The organism is Colwellia sp. 5_MG-2023 (genome assembly GCF_030547795.1).
In the GTDB taxonomy this organism is placed as follows: domain Bacteria; phylum Pseudomonadota; class Gammaproteobacteria; order Enterobacterales; family Alteromonadaceae; genus Colwellia.
Window position 1 is genome coordinate 21,032 of the sequence record NZ_JAUOPW010000027.1, and the last position, 15,173, is coordinate 36,204.

10 protein-coding genes are annotated in these 15,173 nt (G+C 36.6%); all 10 read left to right on the forward strand.

The annotated features are described in order from the left end of the window. The first annotated feature begins 3 nt into the window (after positions 1–3). The 10 genes from Q4496_RS15030 to Q4496_RS15075 all read left to right on the forward strand — a co-directional run bounded on the left by Q4496_RS15030 (position 4) and on the right by Q4496_RS15075 (position 15,123). Positions 4–1,356 (forward strand): FliI/YscN family ATPase, encoded by a 1,353-nt coding sequence (locus Q4496_RS15030; RefSeq protein ID WP_215974165.1) that lies wholly within the window; start codon positions 4–6, stop codon positions 1,354–1,356. Next, positions 1,346–1,765 (forward strand): hypothetical protein, encoded by a 420-nt coding sequence (locus Q4496_RS15035; protein ID WP_215974166.1) that lies wholly within the window; start codon positions 1,346–1,348, stop codon positions 1,763–1,765. Before Q4496_RS15030 ends, Q4496_RS15035 begins: the two co-directional genes overlap by 11 nt. 618 nt (positions 1,766–2,383) lie before the next feature. Further along, on the forward strand, positions 2,384–4,099 hold the full coding sequence (locus tag Q4496_RS15040) for a cytosine permease (RefSeq protein ID WP_303610759.1): 1,716 nt from the start codon (positions 2,384–2,386) through the stop codon (positions 4,097–4,099). A 103-nt stretch (positions 4,100–4,202) separates the two neighbouring features. After that, positions 4,203–5,738: a mannitol dehydrogenase family protein gene (locus tag Q4496_RS15045; RefSeq protein WP_215974168.1), complete on the forward strand. Its 1,536-nt coding sequence runs from the start codon at positions 4,203–4,205 to the stop codon at positions 5,736–5,738. Then, positions 5,738–6,658 (forward strand): carbohydrate kinase, encoded by a 921-nt coding sequence (locus tag Q4496_RS15050; protein WP_303610760.1) that lies wholly within the window; start codon positions 5,738–5,740, stop codon positions 6,656–6,658. Before Q4496_RS15045 ends, Q4496_RS15050 begins: the two co-directional genes overlap by 1 nt. A 259-nt stretch (positions 6,659–6,917) precedes the next feature. Then, positions 6,918–7,652, forward strand: coding sequence for an HAD family phosphatase (locus Q4496_RS15055; RefSeq protein WP_303610761.1), 735 nt, complete (start codon positions 6,918–6,920; stop codon positions 7,650–7,652). A gap of 3 nt (positions 7,653–7,655) precedes the next feature. Then, on the forward strand, positions 7,656–8,615 hold the full coding sequence (locus Q4496_RS15060; protein ID WP_215974170.1) for a sugar-binding transcriptional regulator: 960 nt from the start codon (positions 7,656–7,658) through the stop codon (positions 8,613–8,615). A gap of 115 nt (positions 8,616–8,730) precedes the next feature. Beyond that, positions 8,731–10,371 (forward strand): glucose-6-phosphate isomerase, encoded by a 1,641-nt coding sequence (gene pgi / locus Q4496_RS15065; RefSeq protein WP_215974171.1) that lies wholly within the window; start codon positions 8,731–8,733, stop codon positions 10,369–10,371. Positions 10,372–10,594: 223 nt separating this feature from the next. Continuing rightward, complete coding sequence (gene hrpB / locus Q4496_RS15070; RefSeq protein WP_303610771.1) at positions 10,595–13,075, forward strand: ATP-dependent helicase HrpB; 2,481 nt, start codon at positions 10,595–10,597, stop codon at positions 13,073–13,075. A 248-nt stretch (positions 13,076–13,323) separates the two neighbouring features. Next, positions 13,324–15,123: an alkaline phosphatase family protein gene (locus tag Q4496_RS15075; protein WP_303610762.1), complete on the forward strand. Its 1,800-nt coding sequence runs from the start codon at positions 13,324–13,326 to the stop codon at positions 15,121–15,123. Positions 15,124–15,173 lie beyond the last annotated feature (50 nt).

Consider the following 15,173-nt stretch of genomic DNA (forward strand, 5'->3'; position numbering starts at 1 on the left):
TTCATGACTAGCACCCTATTAGAGCGCTTAGGAAAAGCAACTTGCGCGTTAACATCTCCACCACTCTTGCAAAGCTACGGCCGTTTGGTCCGTGTAAATGGCTTGACGCTGACAGCAGTAGGAGGTGTTTTCACCATGGGGAAAAAGTATCAAGTTGAGGGTATTGATGGTACTTGGTATGACGTTGAAGTTATTGGTTTTCATGAGTCTGAAGCCTATTTAATGCCATTGAATAAAATTCAAGATTTGTACGCTGGCGCTCGTGTTCGAGTTGCCAAGAATGAGCCTTCTGTCTGTATTGATGAACGATTGTTAGGGCGTGTGCTTGATGCACAAATGAATCCTATTGATGACCTCGGGCCATTAGCAAAAGATCAAGAAAATGTTGCGCTTAAGCTTTCAAAATCGACTCAATTAAACCCTCTACAACGTAAAGGGGTCACTGAGCCATTGGATGTTGGTATTCGAGCCATCAATAGTTTATTTACTGTTGGAAAAGGTCAACGTCTGGGACTATTTGCAGGGTCAGGCGTAGGTAAAAGTAAGCTATTGGGCATGATGACTAAATTTACCTCGGCGGACGTGGTTATTGTTTCGCTTGTTGGTGAGCGAGGTTGGGAAGTTAAGGAATTTATCGAACAAAGTCTCGGTCCTGAAGGCTTAAAAAAAGCAATTATTATCGCTTCACCTGCTGATGATTCTCCTTTACTTAGAGTTAAAGCTGCGGAGTTAAGCCATCAACTTGCTATATATTTTCGAGATAAAAACCTTAATGTGCTGCTACTGATGGACTCCCTAACACGCTATGCGCAAGCCTATAGAGAAATAGGCTTATCTGTAGGAGAGTTACCCGCTTCGAAAGGCTATCCTCCTTCAGTTTATAGTAAATTAACTCAGCTTGTTGAAAGCTCAGGTAATAGCGAAAAAAGCCAGGGCTCAATGACAGCAATTTATACGGTATTGGCCGAAGGTGATGATCAACAAGATCCTATCGCCGATAACGCTCGGGCAATTTTAGATGGTCACATCGTTCTTGATCGTACGCTGGCTGAAAAAGGGCATTACCCAGCGATAAATATTGGTGCTTCTATTAGTCGTGTTATGCCAAATATTGTGAATCCATCGCAATTGCAAAATTGCTATACATTAAAGAAATTATATAGTCGCTATTTACAAGTTCATGAACTTATTCCACTTGGCGCGTATCAAGCAGGTAAAGATGCCGAACTCGATGCCGCTGTGACGTTATATCCAGAAATTGAAAATTTTTTGTGTCAAAAGCTTAATGAAAAAATTGATTTTTCAGACTCAGCTACACAGTTAGAATTAATAATGGGGAAGTATAATGCTAACTAAGTTTAAAGATATGCAAAAAGATAAGCTTGATCAGATGCTAGCTAAACAATCGGAATTACAACAGCGTAGTGCTCAAGAGCAACAACGTTTACAATTATTGCAGCAACATATCGACAGCATGGAAAAGAATGTAAGTATGAAATCATCTATATGCTTGCAAAATCTTTCAGGTATGAAAGTGATCTTGAACAACTTATCTAACCAACAAAGTGCATTAATCACTCAGTCACAAAATGACGAATCACGTCAACAGCAAGCCTGTTTAAAGCAGATGAACTTTACCAAAGGAATAGAAGGGATTGTACAAAGTCGCCATCAAGTCTTACAAGAGCAGTTACAGCAACAAGAAAATAAAGACCTCGATGAAATGGTTATTCAAGGCTATGTTCGCAATAAACAAACAGGTTGAAGCCATTTTTATACCTTGTCTATACCATAAAATAACAAGCTAATCTGACCATAGTTTTGATTAGTATGGCTTAACTTTATTTCACTTCTTCTTCAATGGTGCTTAGCCATCAGCACTTAGATATCACACACTTGTATTAACTACTGTACCCCAAGCAGTCACTCTTTCTATTATTTGATCATATTTTAATTCAAAATCAATTAGATGATCCTTTTCTTATTTTTTATAAGTGATTGTTTTTATTTTTATTTTATAAGTTTTATTACCATGAATACATCAATTAATTTAAAATTTAACTGTAGGTTTATCTACAACTATCATTATTTTTATTAATAAATTTGTTGACTATATAAACTTGTGGTGGGATTATGCTCGGTAGCTGGGCATTTGCCCTAGTAATTTATAAAAATAAAATATTTAAACAAAGTGAAGTTATTGCGCTAAATAATAGTTTCATTTTTTCTAGGTCTGACTTTGCTGATTGTTACGCAAATACTTTCGATCTTACTGAATTTACGGTTAATACATAAAATAAAAGCAAAATAATAGAGGCGTAAATATGAAACACATATTTATCTCTTAATATTTGTTTATAAAATGAAAATGGGGAAAAGATAAATGTCTGATATTCAGAGAGATAATTCATTTAGTGATATAAATGAAGAACAAATGCCCGTTGCAAAAAGCAAATTACATGGCTGGAAACATTTCGCTGGTTTGTATGCAGGAGAGCATGTTGCTGCGACCGAATTTGTTATTGGGGCAACCTTTGTTGCCTTAGGTGCATCGACCAAAGATATCCTTTTAGGTTTAGTTATCGGTAACTTATTAGCAATGATGTCTTGGTGGTTATTAACAGCACCTATTGCTGTTGAAACTCGCTTAAGTTTATATAATTACCTTAATAAAATTGCTGGTAATTCAATGACCAAGCTTTATAACTGGGCTAATGTCGTTATTTTCTCGGTTATCTCTGCAGCCATGATCACAGTATCTTCTACCGCGGTCAGGTTTTTATTCGACATACCTGCACAACTTAATTGGTATCCAAATAGTTTTTGGTTTGTGGCAATCGTCTTAGCGGTTGGTTCTATTGTTGTGTTTGTTGCTATGTACGGTTTTTCAACCGTTGCGGACTTCTCTAAAATATGCGCGCCTTGGTTATTTGTTATTTTTATAGCGGGCTCTTTCACGCTTTTCCCTGCCTTATCTAATCATGTTTTAGGTACAACCACCTTAACTGGGTGGGGTGATTTTATGACTATTGGTGATAGCTCTATTTGGACTGGATTTACCAGTGATGGTGAAAAAGGTATTGGCTTGTTTGAAGTTATTGGTTTCGCTTGGGCAGCCAACTCAATTACACACTTTGGTTTAATTGATATGGCGATATTTCGTTTTGCTAAACGTAAAAGTTATGGCTTGTTCTCTGGTGTTGGTATGTTTTTTGGGCATTACTTAGCTTGGATTTCGGCAGGTATTATGGGCGCAGGTGCTGCGGTATTACTTAAAACAAGTATTAGTTCATTAGACCCAGGCGATGTTGCTTACCATGCATTAGGTTTAACTGGCTTTGTTATTATTATTATTGCCGGTTGGACCACGGCGAATGCTAATTTATATCGTGCAGGGCTAGCTGCTCAGTCTATTTTTGTTAATCAATCACGTGAAAAAACAACCGCTATTGTTGGTGTTGTTACCGTAATTATTGCCTGTTTCCCGTTTGTATTCTCTCAAATGTTACCATTATTAACTTACGCTGGTTTATTAGTTGTTCCTGTTGGCGGTATTGTTTTTGCAGAGCATGTATTGTTTCCAAAAGTTGGTTTAACGCGTTATTGGGCTAAATACCAAAATATTTCTCGTAGTATTCCTGCCATTGCTACTTGGGCTTTAGCTTTAGTTTTTGGTTTTGGTTTAAATATTTTAGACGTAATGTCTTTCTATTACTTATTCATCCCTACTTGGATATTCAGCATTGTTATTTACACCTTTTTAGCTAAGCAATATGGTGCTGATCGAGACTATACCAGAGCAGAAGCGGCAGAATTACTTGAGCAGCAAGAAATTGTCGCTTATCAAGTTAAGCAAGCTACTAACAATAAGCCTTTTATTATTGATACAAGTGTCATGAGCAAACTATTAAATGTTGTCTCAGTTATTTCATTATTGGTTATTACTGCCTTTGCTTGTCAAGTTATGTTTTTCAGTGAAACCATGGATATTTATGATGTAAATAAAGCGGAATTCGAATTTTACTGTTTTATCTTTACTATCACCTATTTCGCGAGCGCTTATATGTCGCTAAAACGTCAAAAAGCGCTGAACAAGTAGTAATTTAAAAGTAAATAAATACAATTCAACAAACTGGATAGCCTGAATTAGCGTTATCCAGCCTATATTTTTAGGGTTAATCCTATACCGTAAGGCAAAAAACATGACTATTACTTCATTAAATGAAACACAAAGCAACTCGTTAAACCAATTAACATTAGCGAGTTTACCTAGCAATATTGATATTCCTACTTATGATCGTAGTCAGCTTAAGCCGGGTATTGTTCATATTGGTGTTGGTGGTTTTCATCGTGCCCATCAAGCGGTATATATTAATGAATTATTAAAAACACCAGGCTCTGAGCAATGGGGAATTTGTGGTGTAGGTTTATTAGAAAATAATCGGGGTTTACGTGATGTTTTAGTTAAACAAGACTACTTGTATTCTTTAGTGGTACGTCATCCAAATGGCGAAATAGATAACAAAATTATTGGTTCAATGATTGACTTTATCTTTGCACCAGATAGCAAACAGGCAGTGGTAGACAAGCTAGCGCATAACGATACAAAAATTGTGTCGTTAACTATTACTGAAGGAGGTTATAACCTAAACCCTATTACTGGCGATTTAGATTTAGAAAACGAAAGCATAATACACGACATTGCCAATCCTGAAGATCCAACAACAGCATTTGGTTATATTGCTGCAGCATTACAAATACGTAAAAGCCAAGGTATGAAAGCTTTTACTGTGCAGTCTTGTGATAATATTCAACATAACGGTGCCGTAACACGTAAAATGCTACTTACTTTTACTCAGCAACAAGATCCTGAATTAAGTCAATGGATTGAAGATCATGTTGAGTTCCCTAATGCTATGGTCGATCGCATTACCCCGGTAACAACAAAAGCTGATATTGACTATGTGGCAGATACTTTTGGTTTAATCGACGAATGGCCAATTACCTGTGAATCATTTTCACAATGGGTAATTGAAGATAACTTTAGTGATGGTCGTCCTAATTGGGATTTAGTTGGTGCGCAGTTTGTCACAGATGTAACACCATTTGAAAAAATGAAAATACGTTTATTGAACGCAGGTCATTCAGTATTAGGTTTATTAGGTTCAATCCATGGTTATGCAACAATAGATGAAACCGTATCAGATAAAGATTTTGCCCAATATCTACGTGCTTTTATGGACTTAGAAGTTACACCGCTACTTGATGAATTAGAGGGTATTGATCTCGATGAATACAAAGACACGTTAATTGAACGCTTTTCAAACCCAAACATTAAAGATAGTTTAGCGCGTATTTGTTCTGAAAGTTCAGCTAAATTACCTAAGTTTTTAATCGCCACCATAAATGAAAACTTAGCGCTTGGGCGTGACTGTTCACTTGCTACGTTAGTTATTGCAACATGGTGTTTATACAGTGACAAACAAGTTAACCAAGCGTTAGAAGCGTTAGATATTCAAGATGCAATGAAAAATGATCTTGCTAAGTATGCGCATAAAACCACTGAAGATAAGTTAGCTTTCTTAAGAATTAATAGCTTGTTTGGTGATCTCATTGAACAACCTGTTTTTAGTGAGTTGTATGGCAACGCGATTGATGAATTATATTTACCAATCAGTAATATCAAAAATATTATGAAGAATACCCTTAACCAAAAACTAGCAGCGGAGAAATTATAATGAATAGCTTATTCATCAATGATAAAGCGGCAAGTGAAATCACCATTAACTGCTTTGGTGAAGTGTTATGGGACTGTTTTACTAGTGGTAAACGTTTAGGGGGCGCGCCGCTAAACGTCTGTTTACGCTTAAATTCTCTTGGTATAAAAGCACAAATGCTCAGTGCTGTGGGTGATGATGTTTTAGGTCATGAAATTGTTGATCAAATAAAAGATCGACAAATGAACACTGATTTTATTGCAATTAATTCTGAAAAGAAAACCAGTACGGTTGAAGTGACATTAGATCAAAGTGGCTCAGCTTCCTACGAAATTGTTGCGGACACTGCTTGGGATAACATTGCCTTAACTCCAGACCTTATTGAGCAAGTGACGTCTGCTGATATTTTTGTTTTTGGTAGTTTAGTTTGTCGTCAAGCTACCTCATTAAATACTTTAAGAGAGTTAATAAAGGTAGCCAAGTTTAAGATTTTTGACGTGAACTTACGCAAACCGCATTACCAACTAGAAACCTTAGTTGAACTAATGCAAGAAGCAGATTTTGTTAAGCTGAACGATGATGAACTTTACGAAATCGCGCATGCTATGGGCTCTAAGTTTAACTCGTTAGAACAAAACCTTGAGTTTATTGCTGAACAAACCAATACACCCTATATGTGCGTTACCAAAGGCTCTCATGGTGCGTTACTTAAAATTAATGATAAAAATTATTATAACTCAGGTTTTTTAATTAAGGTTGTTGATACGGTAGGGGCTGGTGATTCATTTTTAGGTTCTTTGATCTATCAATTATGCAATACAACCAATGCACAATATGCGGTTGATTTTGCCTGTGCTGTCGGTGCTATGGTGGCTCAAAATCATGGTGCGACACCTGAATTATCAATTAAAGATATTGAACAGTTTATCAACCCAATGTAACGACAGTTAATCCATTATTAGTAATAGATGGAGGCTAAAATATCGTTTAAGCCTCCTATTAAACCGTTTATTAAGTGAGATTAATTGGCTAATACAGTCATTTATTATATTGCAGAACTATCATCTGGAGCGACTTAACTTTTAATTAGTACTCCATGGGTAATAATTGAATCAATTTGGTATGATTGTAGTAGTATCTATTGGATTAACTAACTGAAAAACTCAGTAATTGACCAAAACTCAATAAGGATAAGTAGAGTTGAACAAATCTATAGCTTTATCTCCACATGAGCCGATAAAATTAATTATCTTCGATTGTGATGGTGTATTAGTCGATAGTGAAATATTAAGTCAGCGTGTACTGCTAGGTATGCTAAAAAAGTTAGACGTTGTTGTCTCTGAAGACTATTTCCTCACTAACTTTTTAGGCTTTAATTTTAAGCATGTCACCGCGAAAGTTTTTGAAGACTTTTCAGTCAAGCTGACGAGTGAATTTCGTGAACGCTATCGAGCAGAACTGATTAACGTGTTTGCTGTAGAACTGCAACAGACCAATGATCTTGAGTGGATGCTATCTCAGCTTAAAATAGACAGTTGTGTTGCGACAAGTGGTAGCCCAGAAAAAGTAAAAAACTCGTTACATTATACCAAGCTTGAAGACTATTTTGCTGGCAAGGTATTTACTTCTTCAGAGGTTAAACATGGTAAACCTGCCCCTGATTTATTTTTACATGCCGCCAATTCAATGGGGGTAGCAGCTAAAAACTGTTTAGTGATAGAAGACTCTCATGCTGGTGTTTGCGCAGCCCAAGCGGCCAATATGAATGTTATTAGGTATGTAGGTGCGAGCCACCTGAACAGTAAAAATATTCTGACTCAAATATCTGAGGGCAGTAATAGTGATAACCTTAGTCGCGTTTGCACTATAGAACATTGGTCACAATTATTTGAGCAAGTACCTTCGCTTATTTCATCATGCAACATCGAGAGGTAACACGTGTTAAAGCGATCTAAGTCAGAAATAAGAAAGTTAGACGATGCTGCTAAAGCCGGTTGGTTATATTACGTTGCAGGTAATACGCAAGAAGAAATAGCTAAAAAACTCAATATATCGCGTCAATCAGCGCAGCGAATGGTGGCATTATCCGTCAGCGAAGGCTTGATTAAAGTCAGGTTAGAGCATCCAATAGCGAAATGTATGGACCTGCAACTCCAGCTTAAAAGTCGTTTTGGATTAACCTCTTGCATTGTTGTGCCCAGTGATAATAGTGCGCCTAATTCTACATTAGGGCTTGCTCAAGCTGGCGCTAAAGAAATAGAATTTCATTTAAAGTCACCAGAGCCGAAAGTAATTGCGATGGGAACAGGACGAGTTTTACGCGCTTGTGTAGAAGAATTGACGTTATTGAACTGTGAGCAGCATCAAATAGTTGCTTTATTGGGAAATATGGCTTTAGATGGTTCGGCTTCATCCTATGATGTTGTGATGCGTATGGCTGAACATATTAATGCCAAGCATTACCCTATGCCTTTACCTGTACTTCCAAGTAGCAAAGAAGAAAAAGAGCAATTGCATGCGCAGCGCTATATTGCGAATAATTTAAAATTAGCGTCACAAGCTGATGTTACTTTTATTGGGGTAGGTAATTTAGCCATTAACTCACCGCTGCATATAGACGGTTTTGTTAGTCCTGAAGAGCTTGAAGAGTTACAAACGAAAGGCGCGGTAGGAGAGTTAATTAGTTGGGTTTTAGATGTTGACGGTAATTTGATTGATTGCACTGTTAATCAACGAGTTGCCAGTACTCCTTTGAAAGTAAATCCAGAGAAACCTGTGTATGCTATTGCAGCGGGGGAAGAAAAGGTATTAGCAATATTAGGTGCGCTTAGATCTAAACTAATTAATGGTTTAATCACCAATGAATATACGGCTGAACGCTTATTGAGTATTGCGTAAAATCTACAATATTTACTAGCGTTATGCGAAATTAATGATGATGACTGAGCTAGCTGGTGATGTCAGATTCAATTATTGAAACAAACTTAAATTTTATTATAAAGGCTTATTAAACATGTTAACTAATTCACTGGCATGGCAAAACTTACAAATTCACTATTTAGACAGTAAATCAATTCATTTAAAATCATTGTTTCGTATGGATCCTGAGCGATTTGATAAATTTACAATATCAGCCTCTGGATTAACTTTAGATTATTCAAAAAATCACTTAGTACCAGAGACTAAAGCGTTACTTGTTGAGTTGGCTAATCAATGTGGTGTTAAAGAAAAAATAGAACAAATGTTTTCAGGTGAGCCAATTAATACCACGGAAAATCGTCCGGTGTTACATACAGCGCTACGTAATTTTTCTGATGAACCCGTGCATGTTGATGGTGAAAATGTAATGCCATTAGTAAAAAGCACTTTAGACAAAATAAAAAGTTTTGTGGATGATGTTTCTTCAGGTGTTACCAAAGGTTATAGCGGCAAGGCATTTAAAGATATAGTCGCAATTGGGATTGGCGGCTCATTTTTAGGCCCTAAAATTATGTCTGAGGCACTAAAGCCTTATCGTCAAAAACACTTAAATGTACATTACGTCGCCAATGTCGATGGTTGCCATATTCATGATGTGTTGTCAGGATTAGATCCAGAAACAACCTTGATAATTACCTCATCAAAAACCTTAACTACGCAAGAAACGTTAAGAAACACTGAAACAGCTAAAGAATGGTTTTTAGAAAAAGCTGACATTAGTGACATTCAACATAACTTTGCTTGTGTATCAGCCAATGTTGAAGCTGCTAAACGTTTTGGTATCAGTGAAAAAAATATTTTTCCAATGTGGGATTGGGTTGGTGGACGATACTCAATTTGGTCAGCCATTGGCTTACCACTTGCCATTGGTATTGGTTTTGACAACTATTTAGAGTTTTTAAATGGTGCATTTGAAATGGATGAACATTTTAGAAAAGCACCATTTGAAGAAAATATGCCTGTCATTATGGCGTTATTGGGCATTTGGTATCGAAATTTTCATGGTGCACAATCGCAAGTATTATTACCGTATTACCATTATTTACGCGGGTTGCCAGCTTACATACAACAGCTTGATATGGAAAGTAATGGTAAATCGGTCAATTTAGATAATAAAGAAACTAACTACGATACTGGCCCGATTATTTGGGGAAGTGAAGGCACGAATGGACAACATTCATTTCATCAATTGATACATCAAAGTAAAACCCCTATACCAGTAGATTTTATTTTGCCGCTTAACCCACATGTAGATATTTCTGATCATCACGATATGTTAATCGCTAACTGTTTAGGGCAAAGCCAAGCGTTAATGGAAGGTCAAACAGAAGAGCAAGTTATTGCCGCAATGACAAAAGCAAAATGTAGCACTGATGAAATCAGTTACTTGTCATCTCATAAAGTGATGAAAGGTAACAAACCTAGCAATACTTTACTTATGCCTAAATTAACCCCTAAAGCGTTAGGTAGCCTGATTGCATTGTATGAACATAAAGTGTTTGTGCAAGGTGTTATTTGGCAAATAAACTCATTTGATCAATGGGGGGTCGAATTAGGGAAAGCCCTTGGAAATGAGATATTTAGTAAGTTGTCGAATGTGGATATACCTTTGCACGAAGATGGTTCAACTAAAGGGTTGATAAATATTTGCCGAAACAGACGCAATATAAGCTAACGTCGTTAAGAGATTAGCGACGAAAAACATAGAAGCCCTGGTAATGAATGTTATTGCCAGGGCTTAATTTTATTTGGTACAAAAGCAATAAAATCTCTATTCATCTAGACAATTTTATCATCGCACCGTTAACATTATTACTTCATACTTATAAAATAATTTATGTTGATCTTTTAAATTTGTCCTTATTAATAAAATAGAGTATTAAAAAATTAGCCTTCCAATTCATAACATATTAGCTGGCCTACTGCGTGAGCTAAAAAACAACCCTAATGTCGTATTACAAGCCGAGCCTGGCGCTGGTAAATCTACGGTTGTGCCGCTTGAGTTATTAAATGCTGACTTCTTACATGGTCAGCGCATTATTATGCTAGAGCCTAGACGAATGGCGGCAAGATCAATTGCTAATTACTTAGCTAAATGCCTAGGTGAAAAAGTTGGGGAAACGGTTGGTTACCAAGTCAAAAATGATAAGAAAATATCTGCAGCAACTCGGCTTGAAATTCTAACCGAAGGCGTGTTAACGAGAAGGCTTCAGTCAAATCCTGAATTAGACGGTGTTGGGCTGATCATCTTTGATGAATTTCATGAGCGCTCTATTAATACTGATTTGTCACTTATGCTTTCGCTCGAAATTCAACAAGTGATCCGCGAAGATCTCCGTTTGTTAGTGATGTCAGCAACACTAGACACTAATTTAGTATCAAAGTACCTTGATGATGCCCCTGTAATGTTGTGTAAAGGGAGGGCTTATCCTGTTAGTGTTTCTCATCAGAAAACTGACAACAGACAATTAGCATCAAATGTCTGTAAAGCGATATCTAATGTTATTCAAGATGAAGGTGATATTTTGGTATTCCTACCCGGAGTTGCGGATATCAAAAGGTGTATTTCACAGGCAACAACCGTATTTTCAGCCCATCAAAACCTTAAACTTATTGCCTTATATGGTGCATTGCCATTAGAAGAGCAGGAAAGGGCGATTGCATTAGCACCCCAAGGCACTCGAAAGGTTATTTTTACCACCAACATTGCAGAAACGAGTTTAACCATTGAAGGGATTACCTGTGTTATTGACTCAGGACTTGAAAAGACACTTATTTTCAATCCTTCAAGTGGTATGTCAAAGCTAACAACAACAACGATATCAAAAGCCTCAGCTGAGCAACGCAAAGGCCGTGCCGGTAGGTTGTCTCAAGGCAAGTGCTTAAGATTGTGGAGTGAATCCGAACACAGATCGTTGAAAGACTATCAAGAAGAAGAGATCTTAAATGCAGATTTAGCTGATGCAGTGTTAGAGCTTGCTAGTGCTGGCCATGCAAGTTATGCAGAAATCAATTGGTTAACGCCCCCGCCAAAAGCCCATTATGATTCAACTCAAGATTTACTCGTAAAACTAGGAATGTTAGACACTTTAGGAAAGATCACTGCACTTGGTAAAAAAGCAAGTGGGCTACCAATTCATCCAAGGTTAGCCAAGATGATGTTGGCTGCCAATGACAAGCAAGAGCGCGAAATTGCGTGTAATCTTGCTGCTCTTTTGTCAGAGCGAGATATATTACAGGGTGGCGGTAGTGCCGATTTATTGATGCGATTACAAGTTTTGATTGAGAGTGATACAGACAATATTAATAAAGCTTATGTTAATAGAAATACGCTGAAAACGGTCGTTAGAGATGTTCGGACACTGCAGTCATTGATACAACATAAGAAAAGTAAAGTAGACATCTCAGGTATGCCTGATATCGCCGCCTATTTATTGTTGTTAGCGTTTCCAGAAAGGTTAGCGAAAAGGCGTTCAGCTAATAGCCATAAATATCAATTAGCGAATGGTAAGGGCGTTTATCTGGCAGAAGAAGATCCGCTTATTAATAATGAATATTTAGTGGTTAATGACTGTGATGCTCAAACCAAAGAAGGCCGTGTTTTTAGTGCTATTACTTTTAATAAACATCTTTTAGTTGACAAGTTTTCTCACCAAATTTCAGAAAAAATAGACTATGAATTAGCAGCCAATAATAGCCGAGTATATGCAAGAAGACTGAAAAAATATGGCAGTTTAATTATTGAGGAAACAAGAAGTAATGATGTCCCCGCAGAGTTTATATTAGACAGTATTCAATCTCTGATAAAAACTGATGCTAAAAGTATATTGCACTGGACTCAGGAGTGTGAAGATTGGTTAAAAAGAGTCGAATGGCTTGGTAGTAAGATGGAGGGTTTTCCTGTGCTATCAGAAGCGTTAATTATGGAAAGTGCCGAAAATTGGTTGTTGCCTTACATTACCAATATTAAAAAAATATCGGAATTAAAACAGGTGAAAATACTGCCGCTCTTATCTTCATTATTAACTTATGAAGAATCAAAAATACTTGAGCAAGAAGCACCAATAACCTATACCACACCGAGCAATAAAAAAGTGTCCATCTTGTATGATAAAAACTCAGAGCCTACCGTTGCTGTTGTACTGCAAGAGTTATTTGGTGAGCTTGCATCTCCCATGTTGGCAGGTAATAGCGTTGCACTGCGTTTTGAACTGTTATCACCTGCTAGAAGGCCAATACAAATAACCAGTGATTTAGCTAACTTTTGGGGCGGGTCTTATGTTGAAGTTGCTAAAGATATGCGCGCTAAATACCCTCGACATCGATGGCCTATTGACCCTTTTTCTGAAAAAGCAGGCCGTTCTATTAAGCCAAAATAAGCCGTATGAAATAAAAAGTATCAATTAGCATTTTGAATATGAATAATAATTGTAGTTAAATAGAGATATATCATTTGCTTAGATCTTTAACATACTATTAATACTTTACTTTTTCGAGGTCTCTTATTAGCACTCAAACACCATTATCATCAATTGTTGCTGGCCCTGTTGTCCGTCATTGTGATGTTGACCAAGTTAACTTTTGGTTGGTAACAACACAAAAATATAGTATTGCTTGTAAAATAGTGATGGCTAAAGATCATAACGTAATTTTTGATAAGCATTTAGATTCTGCAGAACTACAACAAATTCAAGTTGGTAAACAGGCATTTATCAATCTTATTTCAATCAAGGTAGCTGACGGTTTACCTGAAAATGAATTATTAGCATATGATTTTTGCTTTAAAGATAGCGTTGCAGAATATAGCTTAGTTGAGTTATTACCCGATCTGATTTACCCAAACCAAAGTCTACCTAGCTTTGTTATTAAGAAAAATATTAATAAAATACTGCATGGCTCTTGTCGAAAACCTCACTTTAAAAGTAGTGATGCGTTATGCCAAGTTGATAACTTATTAAAAGGAAGTGATTTTTCAGCTGAACAACGGCCTTCAATGTTAATGATGTCAGGTGATCAAGTCTATGCTGATGATGTGTCAGGACCTATGCTGGTTGCTATTCATCAAGTGATAACATTACTTGGTTTATTCGATGAATCATGGCGTAATGAGTCTTCGAACTCTCCTCATATACATAATAATCAACAACTGTTAGATAGCCCATTTTGTTATTATCAGAGAGAAAAAATATTACCTCACGAACGCGTTAATCGAGGCGGTATTAATAAATATCTCTCGCTTAATAAGCAACCTATATTCACATCTGATAATGCCAAAAATCATTTAGTGACGTTTGCTGAAGTCATGGCAATGTATTTGTTAGTTTGGTCGCCAGAGTTATGGGGCGTTGTTGATTTATCCTTAGAAAAACAGACGAATATTCCTCTTTCATTTCAGCAAAAATATCAAGATGAGCTGATTGTTATTAATGATTTTTCATCGGGATTAACAAAGGTTAGACGTGCGATGGCACATTTACCGAGTTATATGATTTTTGATGATCACGATGTCACAGATGACTGGAATTTAACGCGAGGTTGGGAGGAAGCGGCCTATAACAATAGTTTTTCTAAGCATATTTTAGGTAATGCATTAATTGGTTATTGGTTGTGCCAAGGGTGGGGAAATGCGCCTGACAAATTTACCGCACTGAATGAGGATATTCCAAAGCACTTTACTGACGTCGGCATAGAAGAGCATACGTCATTAATTAATAAGTTATTTTCTTGGGAAGAATGGCATTATACTTTGGCCACTTCACCTAAAGTAGTGGTGTTAGATACCCGCACAAGACGCTGGCGCTCTGAAAGTAATGCAGGAAAACCCTCAGGTTTAATGGATTGGGAATCGTTATCTGAATTACAACAAGAATTAATAAATGAAACTGATGTTATTGTTGTTTCCCCTGCACCAATATATGGAGTAAAATTAATTGAAACCATACAGCGTATATTTACTTTTTTTGGTAAACCTTTACTGGTTGATGCTGAAAATTGGATGGCGCACCCAGGTACAGCGAATGTTATGCTAAATATTTTTCGGCATTACAAAACACCGCCAAACTTTATTATCTTATCGGGCGATGTTCACTATTCTTTTGTTTATGAAGTTACACATAGATTTATACGAAACCATTCAAAAATATTACAAGTAACCTGTAGTGGTATTAAAAATCAATTTCCTTCTACTTTATTAAATACACTGGAAAAACTTAATCGCTTTTTATATGCCACATATTCACCGCTTAATTGGTTTACGAAACGTAGGCGCATGAAAATTAAAGTACGTAAATTCAGTGATGACTCGAACATGAGTTTGTATAATGGTAGCGGTATAGGTTTGCTTAAAATAAGTGACAAAAATCAAAAAATAGAAGCATTTGTTATTAATGCGGATACTGGTGATTCTATAGAATTTACTAAGGTATAACATTAAGATAACGACGACATTTTAACACTTAATGATTTAATAAATGGTAA

Coding starts and splice junctions, on each gene's coding strand:
- Q4496_RS15030 (WP_215974165.1), top strand. CDS start 4: ATGACTAGCACCCTATTAGAGCGCTTAGGAAAAGCAACTTGCGCGTTA.
- Q4496_RS15045 (WP_215974168.1), top strand. CDS start 4,203: ATGACTATTACTTCATTAAATGAAACACAAAGCAACTCGTTAAACCAA.
- Q4496_RS15075 (WP_303610762.1), top strand. CDS start 13,324: ATGGCTAAAGATCATAACGTAATTTTTGATAAGCATTTAGATTCTGCA.
- pgi (WP_215974171.1), top strand. CDS start 8,731: ATGTTAACTAATTCACTGGCATGGCAAAACTTACAAATTCACTATTTA.
- Q4496_RS15050 (WP_303610760.1), top strand. CDS start 5,738: ATGAATAGCTTATTCATCAATGATAAAGCGGCAAGTGAAATCACCATT.
- Q4496_RS15035 (WP_215974166.1), top strand. CDS start 1,346: ATGCTAACTAAGTTTAAAGATATGCAAAAAGATAAGCTTGATCAGATG.
- Q4496_RS15040 (WP_303610759.1), top strand. CDS start 2,384: ATGTCTGATATTCAGAGAGATAATTCATTTAGTGATATAAATGAAGAA.